This is a genomic window from Klebsiella sp. JB_Kp031, assembly GCF_040064295.1.
Lineage (GTDB): Bacteria > Pseudomonadota > Gammaproteobacteria > Enterobacterales > Enterobacteriaceae > Klebsiella > Klebsiella quasipneumoniae.
In genome coordinates this window covers 324435-340370 of record NZ_JBEAJW010000041.1, presented here as the reverse complement: position 1 = coordinate 340370, position 15936 = coordinate 324435, and the positions used below count along the sequence as shown (strand labels likewise).

General features: G+C 63.7%; 19 protein-coding genes. All 19 read right to left on the bottom strand.

Features of this window, described 5'->3' with window-relative positions:
• Positions 1–149: 149 nt before the first annotated feature.
• The 19 genes from cobT to ABLV64_RS22965 are packed head-to-tail and all read right to left on the bottom strand — an operon-like array spanning position 150 to position 15918.
• Positions 150–1205, bottom strand: a complete 1056-nt coding sequence (gene cobT, locus ABLV64_RS23055) for a nicotinate-nucleotide--dimethylbenzimidazole phosphoribosyltransferase (RefSeq protein ID WP_049003261.1) — start codon at positions 1203–1205, stop codon at positions 150–152.
• Between the two features lie 43 nt (positions 1206–1248).
• The gene (cobU, locus tag ABLV64_RS23050) at positions 1249–1794 is read right to left on the bottom strand and encodes a bifunctional adenosylcobinamide kinase/adenosylcobinamide-phosphate guanylyltransferase (RefSeq protein WP_043520796.1); all 546 of its coding nucleotides are present in this window, start codon (positions 1792–1794) and stop codon (positions 1249–1251) included.
• Positions 1788–3311 (bottom strand): cobyric acid synthase, encoded by a 1524-nt coding sequence (locus ABLV64_RS23045; protein ID WP_117130347.1) that lies wholly within the window; start codon positions 3309–3311, stop codon positions 1788–1790. Before ABLV64_RS23045 ends, cobU begins: the two co-directional genes overlap by 7 nt.
• A complete protein-coding gene (locus ABLV64_RS23040; protein WP_032456553.1) occupies positions 3308–4132 on the bottom strand; it encodes an energy-coupling factor ABC transporter ATP-binding protein in 825 nt (274 codons plus the stop codon). Before ABLV64_RS23040 ends, ABLV64_RS23045 begins: the two co-directional genes overlap by 4 nt.
• An 8-nt stretch (positions 4133–4140) precedes the next feature.
• Positions 4141–4818, bottom strand: a complete 678-nt coding sequence (locus ABLV64_RS23035) for an energy-coupling factor ABC transporter transmembrane protein (protein ID WP_049092081.1) — start codon at positions 4816–4818, stop codon at positions 4141–4143.
• Positions 4805–5086, bottom strand: a complete 282-nt coding sequence (locus ABLV64_RS23030; RefSeq protein WP_004205507.1) for an energy-coupling factor ABC transporter substrate-binding protein — start codon at positions 5084–5086, stop codon at positions 4805–4807. The genes ABLV64_RS23035 and ABLV64_RS23030 overlap by 14 nt, the downstream gene beginning before the upstream one ends.
• Position 5087: 1 nt before the next feature.
• The gene (cbiM, locus tag ABLV64_RS23025) at positions 5088–5825 is read right to left on the bottom strand and encodes a cobalt ECF transporter S component CbiM (RefSeq protein ID WP_117263518.1); all 738 of its coding nucleotides are present in this window, start codon (positions 5823–5825) and stop codon (positions 5088–5090) included.
• Positions 5825–6535, bottom strand: coding sequence for a cobalt-factor II C(20)-methyltransferase (locus tag ABLV64_RS23020; protein ID WP_060656701.1), 711 nt, complete (start codon positions 6533–6535; stop codon positions 5825–5827). The genes cbiM and ABLV64_RS23020 overlap by 1 nt, the downstream gene beginning before the upstream one ends.
• A complete protein-coding gene (locus tag ABLV64_RS23015) occupies positions 6532–7326 on the bottom strand; it encodes a sirohydrochlorin cobaltochelatase (RefSeq protein ID WP_017899205.1) in 795 nt (264 codons plus the stop codon). The genes ABLV64_RS23020 and ABLV64_RS23015 overlap by 4 nt, the downstream gene beginning before the upstream one ends.
• 10 nt (positions 7327–7336) lie before the next feature.
• On the bottom strand, positions 7337–8122 hold the full coding sequence (locus ABLV64_RS23010) for a cobalt-precorrin-6A reductase (protein ID WP_043520806.1): 786 nt from the start codon (positions 8120–8122) through the stop codon (positions 7337–7339).
• Positions 8119–8844 carry a precorrin-3B C(17)-methyltransferase gene (locus ABLV64_RS23005; protein WP_049003250.1) on the bottom strand — a complete coding sequence of 242 codons (726 nt, stop codon included), beginning with the start codon at positions 8842–8844 and terminating at the stop codon, positions 8119–8121. The genes ABLV64_RS23010 and ABLV64_RS23005 overlap by 4 nt, the downstream gene beginning before the upstream one ends.
• Entirely contained in the window at positions 8844–9899 is a 1056-nt protein-coding gene (gene cbiG / locus ABLV64_RS23000; protein ID WP_004205497.1) for a cobalt-precorrin 5A hydrolase, read from the bottom strand. Before cbiG ends, ABLV64_RS23005 begins: the two co-directional genes overlap by 1 nt.
• Positions 9880–10653 carry a cobalt-precorrin-4 methyltransferase gene (locus ABLV64_RS22995; RefSeq protein ID WP_004149602.1) on the bottom strand — a complete coding sequence of 258 codons (774 nt, stop codon included), beginning with the start codon at positions 10651–10653 and terminating at the stop codon, positions 9880–9882. The genes cbiG and ABLV64_RS22995 overlap by 20 nt, the downstream gene beginning before the upstream one ends.
• A complete protein-coding gene (locus ABLV64_RS22990; RefSeq protein WP_023319048.1) occupies positions 10646–11215 on the bottom strand; it encodes a decarboxylating cobalt-precorrin-6B (C(15))-methyltransferase in 570 nt (189 codons plus the stop codon). The genes ABLV64_RS22995 and ABLV64_RS22990 overlap by 8 nt, the downstream gene beginning before the upstream one ends.
• Positions 11205–11810 carry a cobalt-precorrin-7 (C(5))-methyltransferase gene (locus tag ABLV64_RS22985; RefSeq protein WP_004205493.1) on the bottom strand — a complete coding sequence of 202 codons (606 nt, stop codon included), beginning with the start codon at positions 11808–11810 and terminating at the stop codon, positions 11205–11207. The genes ABLV64_RS22990 and ABLV64_RS22985 overlap by 11 nt, the downstream gene beginning before the upstream one ends.
• Entirely contained in the window at positions 11804–12943 is a 1140-nt protein-coding gene (gene cbiD / locus ABLV64_RS22980; RefSeq protein WP_004205492.1) for a cobalt-precorrin-5B (C(1))-methyltransferase CbiD, read from the bottom strand. Before cbiD ends, ABLV64_RS22985 begins: the two co-directional genes overlap by 7 nt.
• The gene (locus tag ABLV64_RS22975; protein ID WP_004205491.1) at positions 12940–13575 is read right to left on the bottom strand and encodes a cobalt-precorrin-8 methylmutase; all 636 of its coding nucleotides are present in this window, start codon (positions 13573–13575) and stop codon (positions 12940–12942) included. Before ABLV64_RS22975 ends, cbiD begins: the two co-directional genes overlap by 4 nt.
• Before the next feature lie 10 nt (positions 13576–13585).
• Complete coding sequence (cbiB, locus tag ABLV64_RS22970; RefSeq protein WP_004205489.1) at positions 13586–14545, bottom strand: adenosylcobinamide-phosphate synthase CbiB; 960 nt, start codon at positions 14543–14545, stop codon at positions 13586–13588.
• Complete coding sequence (locus tag ABLV64_RS22965) at positions 14542–15918, bottom strand: cobyrinate a,c-diamide synthase (RefSeq protein ID WP_348843144.1); 1377 nt, start codon at positions 15916–15918, stop codon at positions 14542–14544. The genes cbiB and ABLV64_RS22965 overlap by 4 nt, the downstream gene beginning before the upstream one ends.
• Positions 15919–15936 lie beyond the last annotated feature (18 nt).

Here is a 15936-nt window from a genome sequence, read left to right as displayed (position 1 = left end):
CTCGTCGGGCTCATAACCCGAAGGTCGTCGGTTCAAATCCGGCCCCCGCAACCAACATCATAAACACCCTCAAGGGTGTTTTTTTGTTTCTGCCGCCGGCAAAACCTCTGCCGAAAACGGGAACGGCCATTGCCGCCCCCATTTCCTGCTTACCCCTTAGGTAACACAATATTGCTGGCCGCCAGCATGCCCATGCGATGGTACATCGCACAGGCCGCCTCGACGATCGGCATCGCCAGCGCCGCGCCGCTGCCTTCCCCCAGCCGCATACCCATATTGAGATACGGTTCGAGTCCGAGGTGCGCCAGCGCGATACGCGCCCCCTTCTCCGCCGAATAGTGGGACGGGATCAGATACGGTTTTACCGCCGGCGCTATCCGGCACGCCGCCAGCGCCGCCGCGTAAGAGAGAAAGCCATCCAGCACCACCGGCAGCCCGCAGGACGCCGCCCCCAGCATGACGCCGGTCATCCCCAGCAGATCAAATCCACCGACTTTGCTCAGCACGTCGAGGCCATCCTTCGGGTCGGGCTGATTAAGGGCGATAGCCCGCCGCACGACCTCCACCTTGTTGCCAACCTTCGCCAGCGGCAAATTGGCGCCAATCCCAACCACCTCCTGCGCATCGCTGCCGGTCAGGACGCTGACCATCGCCGCCGCCGGCGTGGTATTGGCCATCCCCAGTTCGCCGACGCCAAACAGAGTCACGCCCTCCTGCGCCAGCGCGTGGGTGTAGCGCATCACCTCCAGCAGCAGCTCCTGCCCCTGCTCGCGGCTCATGGCCGGGCCGCGGGCAATATTGCCGCAGCCCCGCGCCACCCGCATATTCACCACGCCGGGCAGCGGTTCGCTATCGATCCCGACATCAATCACGTGCACTTGCGCCCCGGCCTGGGCGGCGAGCACGCAGACGCCGGTGGTGCCGCGGGTCATATTGGCGGCCTGGATGGCCGTGACCGCCTTCGGCGAAATCGCCACCCCTTCGTCCCACACCCCATGGTCGGCGCACATCACCAGCAGGGCCTTTTTCGCCACCTGCGGCTGGCCGCCCAGGCCGGGCATTCCCGCCAGCTGCACCGCCAGCGCCTCCAGACGCCCGAGGCTGCCGGGGGGCTTGAGTAAGCCGTCGATGTGTTGCTGTGCCCGCGCCATGGCGTCGGCGTCCGGCGCGGGGATCGCCCGCAGTACCTCGTTTACGCTTTGCATACAGAATCCCTGCCAGGGCTGGCCCGGTCGGCCAGCGATTGAGTTATTTGATTTTGACGCCGATGCCGGAGACCACCAGCCAGACCGCATCCGCCGCGGCCGCCAGGCGCTGATTGACCCGCCCGGCGATATCACGAAAATGCCGCGCCAGGCGGTTCTCCGGCACAATGCCCATCCCCACCTCGTTGGTCACCAGCACGACGTGCGCCGGGCAGCGCTGACAGGCGGCAATCAGCACGCCAATTTCGTCATCAATAGCCCGCTCCATGGCGGCGTAATCCCAGCCGTCGGGGTCGCTGTCGCCGCCGAGCGCGAACAGCAGGTTGGTGACCATGGTGGTAATGCATTCCAGCAAAATCGCCTCCTCTGGGGCGGTATCCGGGGTGATCAGTTCATCAAGCTGCTGCCAGCGCTCGGCGGTGCGCCAGTGGGCGGGCCTGCCGTCGCGATGATGCTGGATCCTTGCGGCCATCTCGTCGTCAAATATTTGCGAGGTGGCGATATATAAAACCTGCGGCGCATCGGCAATCAGCGCCTCGGCATGGCGGCTTTTGCCGCTGCGCGCGCCGCCGGTAACCAAAGTCAGCATAGGGGCTCCTGATGTTGGCGCATGATGGCGTAAATTTTATCGATGGCGATATGTTCGCGCATGGCATCGGCCAGCAGGTCAAACTGGCGGGTTTTATAGCGGGCATACTCAAGGGCGCTGTCCAGCGGCGCCAGCCCTTTGCGCTGACGCAGGCCGTTGAGCAGCGCCCGGGTAAAGGCATCGTTGTCGAACAGGCCGTGGAGATAGGTGCCGAACGCCAGGCCGTCGTCGCTGACCGCGCCGTCTGCCACTGACTGTCCCGCTTTATGCAGCTGCAGCAGCGGCGCGCAGCCTGCCTCACGGCGCGTCTCGCCCATATGAATTTCGTAGCCACTGACCCGCAGCCCCGCCGCGTCGGCTAACCAATCCGGGAGGTTAGCCTCCAGGGTCGCCTGCACCTGAGTGGTGGTTTTGCGCTGGGCGAAGTGGGTCACGGTCTTCAGCACCCCCAGTCCGGGCTGGGTGCCAAGGCCAGACTCCACCTCATCGATAATGGTATCGCCGAGCATCTGATAGCCGCCGCAGATCCCCAGCAGCGGCACCTTGCGCTGCCGGGCCTGCTCGACCGCGTGCGCCATGCCGCTTTCACGCAGCCAGCACAGATCGCCGAGGGTATTTTTACTGCCCGGGAGAATGACCAGGTCGACGTCGGCCAGCGCCTGCGGGTCGCGGACATAGCGCACCCGGACGTCAGGCTGCGCCGCCAGGGCGTTAAAGTCGGTAAAATTGGCGATATGCGGCAGGTGAACGACGGCGATGTCGATATCGCGCCGGTCGGTGCGGTGGTATTTCCCGGCCTGCAGCGCGACGCCGTCCTCATCCTCAAGGTCAACTTCAAGCCACGGCATAACGCCCAGCACCGGCACGCCGGTCAACGCCTCGATCTGCTCGATCCCCGAGCGCAGGAGCGCCACATCGCCGCGGAATTTATTGATAATCACGCCTTTCACCCGCGCTCGCTCCTCGGGCTGCAGCAGCGCCAGCGTGCCGTAAATCGCGGCAAATACCCCGCCGCGGTCGATGTCGGCCACCAGGATCACCGGGCACTGCGCCATTTCGGCCATGCCCATATTGACGATATCGCGGTCGCGCAGGTTAATTTCCGCCGGGCTGCCGGCCCCTTCCAGCACCAGCGCCTCATACTCCCCGGCCAGGCTCTGGTAGACCGCGAGGATCTGCTCGCGCAGGCGTGGCTTGTACTGGTGATAGCTCACCGCGTCCATGCTGGTCGCCATCTCCCCCATCAGCACCACCTGCGCCTGACGGTCGCTGGTGGGCTTGAGCAAAATCGGATTCATGCGGACATCCGGGGCGATCCCGGCTGCTTCGGCCTGGAAAATCTGCGCCCGGCCCATCTCTTTGCCATCCGGCGTAATGCCGGAGTTCAGCGCCATATTCTGTGATTTAAACGGCGCGGTGCGCAGTCCATCCTGATAAAAAATGCGGCACAGTCCCGCCACCAGCACGCTTTTCCCGACGTCGGAAGCGGTGCCCTGTAACATAATCGCCAGCGTCATGACGCCTCCTTAATCGCGCCTATCGCATCGTTGCGCATCCGCTGAAAAAACTCCGCTTCGGTTTTACACAGCGGCAGCCCCAGTTCGCTATGAAGTTTCACCAGCCACGGCTGGGTCAATCCCGCCCGGGCCATGGTCTCCGCGCAGGCAAACACCTCGCCGGGATCCCCCTCGGCCAGTACTTCGCCGTGCCGCAGAACGTAAACGGCGTCGCTCACCTCATAGATCAGATCGATATCGTGGCTGGAGATCACTACGCGCCGCCCCTGCCCGACAATGCGCCGGATGATGGCGATCATCTGCGCGCGCCCGCGGGGATCGAGGCCCGCGGTGGGCTCGTCAAGCAGCAGGTAGCGCGCCTGCAGCACCAGCGCCCCGGCGATCGCCACCCGTTTTTTCTGCCCATGACTGAGGCACTGGATCGGCTGCTGGCGAAATCCCTGGGCATCGACGAGGGTCAGCGCCTCGTCCACCCGGCGGGCGATCTCCTCTTCCGCCACCCCGAGGTTACGCAGACTAAAAGCGATATCGCTATCGATATCGGTATAGAAGATTTGCTGGTCCGGATCCTGAAACACCGTCGCCACCTGCTGGCGCAGCGCCAGCAGGCCGCGCTTGCTGTAGTCCAGCGGTTTTCCCTGCCATAGCACCGCCCCGCTCTGCGGGCGCAGCAGGCCGCTCAGGTTCATAAACAGCGTCGACTTTCCGCAGCCGTTGGCCCCCACCAGGCCGGTCACCGCATGGCGGGAAAAATCCAGCGTCAGCCCTTTAAGCACCGGCTCATCCTGATAGCGAAACCAGAGATCGGTTGTGGCAAGCATACTTATCCTTAGAGGTGAAAATCACCCTGGTACAATTTGATATCCAGCGCCGTGCTCATCTGTTGATAGCGCAGGAGGACGCGGGTGAACAGCAGTCCCACCAGCATCGCCAGCGAGCGATAGCCCTGCGGCACGCTACCATAGCCAAAACGCAGGGTTTGCGCGCGGTGAATCGCCATCGCCTCGTCCAACAGAATAAAAATGAAGCGCCAGGTCAGCAGGATCTGCTCCGTCAGCAGCCGCGGTACACGACCGCGCTTGAGTAAAATAATCAACTGCGGGAAAGGCAGATTGAGCACCAGCCAGAGCGTCGCCGCCATCGCCGCCAGGCTGCGCCAGAAAGTCTCCCCGGCCACGGCCAGCCCCTGGGCGGAAATCCCTATCGAGAAAGCGCCCAGCCGAAAGCTCGCTAACAGCATCTGCGGGTCGCGGCTGACGCTGAACAGAATGGTCAGCACGCCGACCAGCAAAAAGCCAAAGGGCAGCGCCATCCAGCGGCACCAGCGCTTGAATGAGACCCGTAGCAGCCAGCAGGTCAGCGCGGCGGTTAGCGCCAGCGTCAGCGCCTGGCCCCATGCCGGAAGCGTAAAGGCCAGCGCCATCAGCAGCAGCCAGAGCAGAAACTTCCGCTCTGGCGCCACCTGCAGCCAGCGGCTCTGGTAGCTGAGTCGGTCAAACCCGGTCATCACGGCGCTGTCTGCCCCTCGCATATCCGAGAATGTAAAAAATCACCGCCGCGCCCAGCGAGCCCTGCAGGGTAAACAGCAGGCTCTCAATCTCGCCGCTCGCCGGTTCATATAGCGGCTGGAACCAGGGTTGATAATCCGGCGCCACCGCCTGGATCTGGCTCTCCGCTTCGCCGTCCGAGCCGCCAAACTCGCCGCCGTGGTTAATAAAAAATGGCAGGATCATCAGGGCGACCACCATCGCCAACAGGATCAGGGTCTTTTTCATATTAATGTCCCTCCGCGGCGATCAGTCGCCGTTTGGTTAGCTGATCGTAGATCATCACGGTGAGCAACCCTTCCGCGATGGCGATCGGGATCTGCGTCAGGCAGAAGATGCCCATAAACTTGGCGATCGATCCACCTGCTCCGGTTGCCGGATCGGGAAAGGCCACCCCGAGCTGGACGGAGGTGACAAAGTAGGTCATCAGATCCGCCAGCATGGCGCAGAGAAAGACCCCGACATCGCGACGGATCCCCGCCCGACAGGCCAGCTTCCACGCCAGATAGCCGACCATCGGACCGATCACCGCCATCGACATCCCGTTGGCGCCAAGGGTGGTCAGGCCGCCATGCGCCAGCAGCAGCGCCTGGAACAGCAGAACGATCGCCCCCAGCACCGCCACTACGCCCGGCCCGAAGAGGATCACCGCCAGACCAACGCCGGTGGGATGCGAGCAGCTGCCGGTCACCGACGGGATCTTCAGCGCCGAAAGAACAAAAATAAACGCCCCGCAGAGAGCCAGCAGCACCTTCTGATTGCTCTCTTCCTGGACGATACGCCGCAGGCGCACCAGGCCGTACCACAGGCAGGGTAAAAACAGCAGCCACCACGCCAGCGCCCACATCGGCGGCAAAAAGCCCTCCATGATATGCATGGCGAACGCCTCCTGCGGGACGATGATCAGCAGAACAGCAGCCGCCAGCCCCCCATACGAAAGCTGCTTCAGCGATTGCACCTGATTCATTACGCCTCCTCCCACTGTTTGTTAACCAGGATGGTCGAGAAATAGGGCAGCGGCTGGTCATCGCTGACCTCGCGCAGGCTGCGCCAGCACTGCTCACCCGGCAGGGTGGCCTCTGACATCATCAGCGCCGCATCCAGCAGCCCCGCCTGCGCCAGCAGCGCCTTAATGCGGGCGAAGCGGCCGTAGACTTTCATCAGAACCAAACTGTCATGCTGGCGCAGCGCCGCGGCAATGTCCGCTTCCGGCGCGGTGCAGGAGATCACCGCCAGCGACTGCTGCTCCATGGCCAGCGGGGTTTTCGCCCGCGCAGCAATGGCGGCGAAGGAGGTAACGCCAGGGACAATCTCCAGCCAGTCCGGGCAGCCAATCCGCTGCAGCAGAAAGACCCAGGTGCTGAACAGCATGGCATCGCCGAGGGTGATAAATCCGACCTGCCTGCCCGCCGCCACTTCCTGGGCCAGCGCCGCGGCGACATCGTTCCACACCGCCTCTTTTTCCGCGCTGTCGGCGCTCATCGGAAAATGGCAGCAGCGGACCTCCGTGTGTGCGCCAAGGTACTCGCGCACGATGGAGAGGGCCAGGCTGTCGCCGCCTTTGCGACCGGCTGGCGCATACAGCACATCCAGCTGGCCGAGGATCCGCGCCGCACGCACAGTGATCAGATCGGCCGCCCCCGGCCCGGTGCTCAGGGCGTACAGTTTGCCGCTCATGCTGCTTTCTCCATCGCGTTATTCAGCGCCTGCTGCAGATGGGCGACGAACATCGCCCGCACCGCCGGATTTTCCCCTAACCCGCTCAGCCACGGCGTTGCCGTGATACCGGCGGCATTGAACAGCGTTTTCCAGGAGTCCTCTTCGTCCGAGGCCATATCGTTAATGGCGTGATCGCCGGCCACCAGCATCAGCGGCATCAGGTGCACGCCGGTCACGCCCTGGCGAGCGAGTTCGTTAATCACGATGTCCACTTCGGGATAGCTTTCCACCGCCCCCACCCGCGCCGGAAAACCCTGCACCGCCATCATATGATCCAGACAGGCGTAGGCCGCGAAGGCGTGGTGGCTGGCGCCATGCCCCATAAATACCACTCGTTCCGTCGCCGCCAGCGGCGGCATCTGCTGGCGCAGGGCCTGCATTAGCTGCACGTAATCGCCATGACCGCTCAACAGCGGCGCGCCCAGCGTCAGACGCTGAAAGCGCGGGCGCATGCTCTGCACTTCGCGAACGATCTTCTCGTACTCGTCGCCGTTGATAATGTGCAGGGACTGGATCGCCACATCCTGGTACCCCTGCTCGGCCAGCTTTTGCAGGGCCTGCAGCGGGGTATCGATATGGATGCCGTCGCGCTGCTGCAGTTTGCGAATAATCATCCCCGAGGTGAAGGCGCGAAACAGCGTGCGGTCCGGGCAGCTGGCGGCCAGATCGCGCTCGCAGGCAGCGATGTTCTTCTCGCGGGTGTCGTGATAGCTGGTGCCAAAGCTCACCACCAGAAGTGCTTTTTTCATATCCTGTTCCTCAAGTCGCCGACAGCCAGCGCGTCAGCCGCGCAGCGAAATCGGCCTGGCTTTGCAGTAATTCATCGCCCGTCACCAGCGGCGCCGGACGGGTAATGACGATGCAGGGGATCCCCGCATCGAGACAGGGTTGTACTTTTTCCTGATAGCCCCCTTCCGCCCCAGAGGCTTTCGTCACCACGACGTCGGCCCGGCACTGGCGATAAAAGGCGGCGTTAAATTCAGCGCTGAACGGCCCGCAGAGGGCAAAGATCTCCCCCACGCCAAATCCCAGTTCGCTGCAGTGCTGAACTACCTCCGGCACCGGCAGCACCCGGGCAAGCAGCGTTTTATCCGCCAGCCCCGCCCGCCAGGCCGCCAGATCTTTGCTGCCGGTGGTCAGCAGGATCCGCTCGCCGAGGCGATGGGCTACCGCGCAGGCCTCGTTCAGATCGCCGACGACGTGAAGAAGCGGATGGCGCAGATCGCTCAGCTGCTCCGGCCTTTGATAGCGGCTGAGCAAGACTCCGACGCTGGCGCAGGCGCGTACAATATTCTCGCTGACCACCTCGGCGTAGGGGTGAGAGGCGTCGATTACCCAGCGGGTGCGTTGCGCCTTCAGCCACTCCGCCATCTGCTGCCACTCCATGCGCCCGCAGCGTATCTGGCCACGGATAGCGCCGGCCAGCTGCTCGCCGGTGGAGGTCGCCACCGACAGGGTGTAGCGCACGCCGGCGGCGTCCAGCTGCTGGCAGATCGCCCGCGCATCGCTGGTGCCCCCGATAACCAGCACGTCGCCGTGGTTCACAGCGCGTAGCCTCGCGGGGTAATCATCAGACCGTTATCGATGTATGTCGCTTTGTTGCCGACGATCACCAGGCTGGTCATATCCACCGGGGCGAAATCCATCTCCCCGAGGGTGGTCAGCCATTTCTCCTGCTTTTTACGCCCGGCGGATTTGACCACGCCAACCGGCGTATCCGCGCTTTTGCTGGCCGCCAGCAGCGCAAAGGCGCGCGCCAGATGCCCTTCGCGGCCGCGGCTGCGGGGGTTGTAAAAACAGATAACGAAGTCCGCTTCCCCGGCGGCGACAATGCGTTTTTCAATCACCGACCACGGCGTCAGCAGATCGCTGAGGCTGATATGGCAGAAATCATGCATCAGCGGCGCGCCGAGCAGCGAGGCGGCGGCGATACTGGCCGTCATCCCCGGGATCAGGCGGACCTCAATGTCCAGCTGCTGCTTATTAACCAGCTCCAGCACCAACCCCGCCATGCCGTAGATGCCGGCGTCGCCGCTGCTGATCAGCGCCACGTTGTGCCCGGCCTGCGCCAGCTCGATGGCCGCCTGGCAGCGTTCAATCTCTTTGCACATGCCGGTTTTGATCACCTGCTTGTCACCGGTAAAGGCTTTTACCAGGTGGGTGTAGGTCTTGTAGCCCACCACAATCTCCGCCGCCTGCAGGGCCTCCACGGCTTCCATGGTCATCATCGCCTGCGAGCCAGGGCCAATTCCGATTACGCTTAACATCAGTGTGAAACTCCCAAAGTAATAGTGACGCCCTGCTCGCGCAGGGTTTCGCCGGACAGGTTTCCCTGACTCAGCAGCCAGGCCACCGGGCCGGAGACGCTGCCGACGCCGACCGTCTCCCGGACAAAAGACGAGGCCGGAAAGCGGTGCTCGTGCTCGCGCAGCGCCTCGGCGCTGAAGGTTTCGAACGGCACCCGGCAGCGATGAGCCAGCTGGCGGAGCCCCGGCTCGTTTGCCTTCAGGCTCACGCTGCCGATCGCTTTCAACGCCAGTGGGTCAAGGCGCTGGGCAGCAAGCTGGCGCTCCAGCAGCGTACTGAGCAGCGCGCAGGGGGTGTCGCGCCGGCAGCCGATCCCCGCCACCACCCGCTGGGGCACCAGCTTCCAGTGAGGTATCGGCAGCGGCGGCAGCGACCGGCGCAGGGTGATGCAGATCAGCGCGTCGAGCGACGGCAAGCGCGTAAGGTTCCTCACCGGAATAAAGCCGCGCTGGTCGCAGCGGCTTAGCGCCTCGGTAAATTCAGCGTCGCACCACAGTCCCACCCGCTTACCGCTCACCAGCATCTGATTAACGGTTTTCACCGTCGCGCGAAAATCGGTCATCCGGGCGTTCAGCTCAACAGCGAGTGTGTCGAGGGCGGCCAACTCGTTGACGTCGGTTGCGGTGGTGATCACCGGGTCGGCGCCGAGCATCCCGGCGAGATAGCGGGTCAGGGCATTGGCCCCCCCGGCATGGCCGGAGAGCAGGCTGATGACGTGCCGGGCGCGCTCATCAATCACCACCACCGCCGGGTCGCTGAGCTTGTCATTCACCAGCGGCGCCAGCACCCGCACGGCAATCCCGGTGGCGCCGATAAAAATCAGCGCCGAAAAGCTGCTGAACGCCTCGCGGGCAGCGCTGGCAAAGCCGCCGTTAAAGGGGATAAACCCCTCCTCCTGCAGCGCCTCGCTGGTGTAGCAGGTGAGCGGCAGCATGGCCGCCAGCCTTTTTGCCAGCCGCACGCCGCCGGGCGTCAGGCAAAACAGGGCAATGGATTCAGGCTTTACGGTATTCATGGCTAAAATCCGCTGCGTACAGTTTGGAGTAGTGATACTCATCGCCGAGGAAGGGACCGACGAGGATCAGCGCCGTTTTGCGGATCCCGGCGTCGCGTACCTTATCGCCGATGTCCGCAAGGGTTCCGCGGACGGTCTGGCTTTCCGGCCAGGTGGCCTTATAGATCACCGCGACCGGGGTGGTCGCCGGGTAGCCGCCCTCCACCAGCCGCTCCGCCACCCGGTGAATACGCTGCACCGACAGGTAAATCGCCATCGAGGTCTGGTGGCTGGCAAAGGCCTCCAGCTGTTCGCGCGCAGGAACCGGCGTGCGCCCTTCCAGACGGGTAATAATCAGACTTTGCGATACCTCGGGCACCGTATATTCCACCCCCAGCTCCGCCGCCGCCCCGAGGAAGGCGCTGACGCCCGGCACCACCTGCCAGCGGATCCCGCGGCGGGTCAGCTCTTCGCCCTGCTCGCGCACCGAGCCGTACAGCGAGACGTCCCCCGTCTGCAGGCGCACCACCGTTTTTCCCGCCTTCACGCCCGCTTCCATCAGATCGAGGATCTGCTCCAGATGCAGCGCGGCGCTGTCGTGACACTCCGCCTGTGGCGGACAGTAGGCCAGCAGCTCGGTGTTGATCAGCGACCCGGCGTAGATCACCACCTGCGCCTGCTGCAGCAGACGGTAGCCTTTGAGAGTAATCAGTTCGCGATCGCCAGGACCGGCGCCGACGAACCACACGCAATGGGGATCAAAAGTCTCAGCCATGGTTTCCTTCCTTCTGACAGGCGATGACAAAAACGGGATTATGGGGTTTGAAGTAGTGGCCGCTGCCCAGCGTGGTCAGCGATGAGACGTTCAGCTGCAGGCAATCAATCTGTGTAATCCCCCGCTGCTGCAGATAGTCGAGAGCCGCATTCAGGTTCTCCTGCAGGATAAAAGTCATCACCAGACGGCCACCGGGATAGAGCTGCTGCCACGACCAGTCAATGAGCTCGTCGAGGCGGCCGCCGCTGCCGCCCATAAAAATGGCGTCGGCGCGTTCGGTCATCACCATCGGCGCTTCGCCGGGCAGGATCTCAATATTGCCGCAGGCGAAATGCTGGCGGTTTTCGTCCAGCAGCCGGAGAGCCGCGGGGTTGCGTTCGATGGCGGTTACCTGCAAAGAGGGATACTGCAGCGCCGCCTCAATCGACACGCTGCCGGTACCGGCGCCGATATCAATCAAGTGGCTTGCCCGGTGTAGCTCAAGTTTGGCCAGCGCCAGCGCGCGAACCGCCTCTTTGGTCATCGGCACCTTCTCGCCGCGCAGAAAAAGCTCATCTTTCATCGAGGATCACCACCGCGTTCATCTCATATTCGGCATCGACCTCACTGACCGGTAGCCAGTGGATCCGCTCGTTATCCATCGCCAGATTTTCGCCAATCACCATCCAGCGATACCCTTTACCCCGCGCCGCCAGCTGGGCGGCGATTTCCCGCGGCCCGCAGCGCCCGTCGGTCACCATCGCCACCTTGCGCTGGCGCGCCAGCTCATCAAAACAGACGTCCCGTCCGTGGCTGCTGGTCAGCCAGATATCGTTCATATCGATACCGGCCTTCGCGCAGAGATACTGCACCGCGCTGATGCCGGGGATAATGCGCACGCGCTCGATGCCAAAGTGGGCGATCAGCCGCGTGCCGATGCCGTAAAAGAGCGGGTCGCCTGAGGCCAGCACCACCACTTTCTGCGCTGCGCGTTCGCCGAGCCAGACCAGCAGTTCGGCAATATTGGCGCCCAGCGCAAACCGTTCGCCGCGAAATCCGGGGAACTGATCTAAATGCCGCTTACCGCCTACCAGCGCATCCGCGCTGGCGACCGCATCTTGCGCCGCCGGCGTCATCAAATGCAGGCCTGACGGCCCCATGCCGACCACCGTTAACATGACATCTCCCGCGCAATCTCGGCGATCGGCCGATTGCTGCCGAGAACCTTGTTATCAAAGGAGAACATGATGGCGTCGCAGACGGGCGGCGCTTTGGTAAAGCGCAGCATCTGCATCACCCGCAGACAGATGCGTTCAGCAAGATGGTTATAGATAGGCTGAAAACCGTACGCGTCGATGTGCTCCATCGCCGCTTCGGTGGTATCGCATTCGCTCACCAGCTGCAGCAGCGCCAGCGGTGCCCCCTGCAGCGCCAGATGCGCGACCAGCGTTTCCATGCGCGCATCGGCGATATGGCTGTGGGTATGGAAGATCCCGGCGGCGACTTTAATCAACTTGCCGGGATGGCCAATCAGCACAATCTGACGGAACCCGAGGCGCACGGCCTCTTCAATCATGTAGCCGACGAAGTTGCTCATGGTGACCACCACCTGCGAGTCGATGCCCATCTGCTCACGTACGAAGCGCTCGCCGTGGTTCCCCGGCACCAGCACCACGCGCTCCAGTCCGGCGGCGCGTTTGATCTCCAGCTCGAGGGAGAGCGAGCGCTTCCAGCTCTCTTCCGACATCGGGGTGACGATCCCGGTGGTGCCGATAATTGAAATCCCGCCGAGGATCCCCAGCCGCGCGTTATAGGTTTTTTGCGCCCGCACCTCGCCCTCCGGGGCGAAAATCTCTACCGTCGCCCCGCGCGACGGGCCAATCGCCTCGCGCACCGCCGACTCGATGGTGTGGCGCGGGGTGCGGTTAATCGCCGGGCTGCCGATGGGCAGGCCGATCCCTTTGCGGGTGACTGTGCCGACACCTTCGCCGCCGCGCAGGGTTATCTCGCCGGAGTCGTCGAGCGTCACGCGGGCGAAAATCAGCATCCCGTGGGTGGCGTCAACGTCGTCGCCGCCGTCTTTACGAATCGCGGCGATCGCCTGCTGCCCTTCGACGTGCGGCGACTCGACGTTAAGGCACAGGGTCACGCCGGAAGGGGTGACAATGGAGACCTGATGAATGAGGTGCTGGCGCATCACCATCAGCGCCGCCACCTTTGCCGCCGCCGTGGCGCACGAGCCGGTGGTGTAGCCCTTGCGCAGGGCTTTGCCGTGATGCCACACCGGGTCGTCAAAGGCCTGATCGCTCATTGCGCCTCCCGCAGGTGGTACAGCAGGGCGTTCACAATTGCTGCCGCCACGTTGCTTCCCCCTTTGCGGCCGAGCGCAGCGATAGCCGGCAGGCCGCTCTCGCTGAGCGCCGCTTTCGACTCCGCGGCGCCGACGAACCCGACCGGCACCCCCACCACGCCGCCGATGGCCGTTTCGCGGTGTTCCAGCAGGCGAAACAACGCAGTTGGCGCATTGCCAAAGACAAACACTTTCTCCCCGGGCTCCTGCACCGCAATATCCACCGCCGCCATCGAGCGGGTCATCCCCCGGCTTTGCGCCTCGCGCACCACCCGCGGGTCGCTGATATAGCAGCGGCATTCGCCGCCAAAGCGGGCTAACAGGGTTTTGTTGATCCCGGACAGCGCCATGGTGGTATCGGTATACAGGGTGCAGGGCCGGCTCAGCGCCTCGCTCAGAGCGATCAGGGCATCCGGAGAAAACCACAGAATATCCAGCCACTCGAAGTCAGCGGTGGTGTGGATCACCCGCTTGATAATCGCCTCGTGCAGCGGGCTGGCGAAACGGTAGTCCGGTCGCGTTTCGGCGATAATCTCGCTGATAATGTCGAAGCTTTTCGCCTCAATCGCCTGCGGTTGTTGTATGTACTGCATCAGGTTCTCCTCAGGCCGCGCCGACCAGCCAGTAGCGCAGGCCGATAAACAGCGCCAGCGCCAGGGTTGACGCCACCCACATCAATCGAATGGTTCGGGAAATATCGTCCACCGCAATGTCGCGGACGGCGTCGCCTATCCAGGGTTTTTCAACGCGCTGGCCGAAGTAGTCGTTCGGGCCGCCAAGGCGGATCCCCAGCGCGCCGGCGACGGTCGCTTCCGGCCAGGCGCAGTTAGGACTGCTGTGCTGATAGCGATCGCGCCAGCCCGTCCGCAGCGCCCGGGCGCCATCTTCCCGACATACCACGGCGGCGAGGCTAAGCAGCAGCCAGCTCAGCCGGGCGGGAAGGAAGTTGGCCACATCGTCAAGACGGGCGCTGACCATGCCGATCGCCCGGTATTTTTCGTGCTTATAGCCGACCATGGAATCGAGGGTGTTGACCGCCTTATAGGCCATGGCCAGCGGCGCGCCGCCGAGCAGCAGAAAGAAGAGCGGCGCGATAATGCCGTCGACGGTGTTTTCCGCCACTGTTTCCACCACCGCGCGGTTAATCTGCTGCGGCTGGAGCTGTGTGGTGTCGCGCCCGACAATCCACGACAGCTTGCTACGGCTTTCCGCCAGATCCCCCGCGCGCAGCGGTCGCTCGACGTCCCGCGCCGACTGCGCCAGACAGCGCCCCGCCAGCACGGTGAAGATCATCCATACCTCCACCAGCCATCCCAGCCAGGGGTGGATCCCGCGCGCCAGCGCCAGTACGCCCCAGGCCACAGCCCACGTCAGGCCGGTCACCACCAGCCACATCACTCCGCCGCCGATGCGCAGCGTCCGCTCGCTATGGCAGACGCGCCGCACCACGCGCTGGCTGATGTTGATCAGACGGCCTATCCAGCGCACCGGATGCGGCCAGTGCGGCGGATCGCCAATGACGACATCGAGTATCCAGGCCACACACCAGGCGAGAAGAGTCATAGCGTCCTCCTTGCCGCCTGCAGCCAGTGGTTGAGCATGGTGGGTCGCTGGGCAAAATGGACATGGAGATAGCTGGCAAAGGCGCTGCCGGACTGCCATCCTCCCTGCCACTGCTGAAGCGTCTTGCCATCCCGCTGTTTACGGCAGGCCAGCACGGCGGCGGTGGCGGGAGTAAAATCGGAGTAATGAAATTCATGGCCGCGCAGCCACTCGCCGGGGGCGGCCAGCAGCGTCTGCTGCTGCGCCTGCGCTTCGCAGTAGCCGAACCGGGTCAGACGCGTCCCCATCCGGCTGTAGCCGGGAATGATATCCGCCATCGCATAGCGCTCGCCGCCGGTGACCTCCAGGGCGGAGCCCAGATACATCAGGCCGCCGCACTCGGCGTAGATCGCCACCCCGCGCCGGTGCGCCGCGCGGAGCTGCGCCAGCATCTCCTGGTTGGCTGACAGGCCGGCCGCGTGCAGCTCCGGGTAGCCGCCGCCAAGCCAGATCATCTGGCAGGCCGGCAGCTGGCGATCGCGCAGCGGGCTAAAGCGCACGATCTTCACGCCGCAGCGGACCAGCAGCGCCAGGTTATCGGGATAATAAAAATTGAAGGCCTCGTCGTCGGCGAGGGCCAGCGTCAGCCCTTCGCCGGCGTCGGCGGCAAGCTGCTCCCCCCACTCGCCGGCCGGCAGGTTCGCCAGTTCGCTGAGGGACAGCAGCCGGTCGATGTCGAGGGTGCGCCCCAGCAGGCTGGCAAAATCCCGCCATGCCTGTTGATTAACCACCGACTCGCGGGCGGTCACCAGCCCCAGATGCCGCTCGGGCAGCGCCACGCCTTCCACGCGCGGCACATAACCGAGCACCGGCGCCTGGCAGTAGCGCTCAATGGCGCTTTTCAGCAGCTGGAAGTGAGTGTCGCTGTTGACGCGATTAACGATCACGCCGGCGATATTGAGGGCCGGATCAAAATGTTGAAAGCCCATCACCATGGCGGCGATGGAGGTCGAGACCGCTTTGCCATCCACCAGCAAAATCACCGGGCAGCCAAGCTGTTTGGCCATCGCCGCGCTGCTGCAGTAGTTGGGGTCGGTGCCGTAGCCGTCATAGAGGCCCATCACCCCTTCAATGACTGCGATATCGGCCTGCTGCAGCTGGTCGGTAAACAGCGCGTTGAGTATCGGGGCGGGAAGCATAAAGCTGTCGAGATTGCGGGAGGCGACGCCGCTGATGGCGGTGTGCCAGGCGGTGTCTAAATAGTCTGGCCCCACTTTACAGGGTTGCACCCGCAAACCGCGCTGTTGGAGCAAGCTGAGCAGGCCGAGCGTCACGGTGGTTTTGCCACAACCGCTACCGGTACCCGCAAGAATGAACGCACGCCTGGTTGCCATACCCTGTCCTGTTCAGGT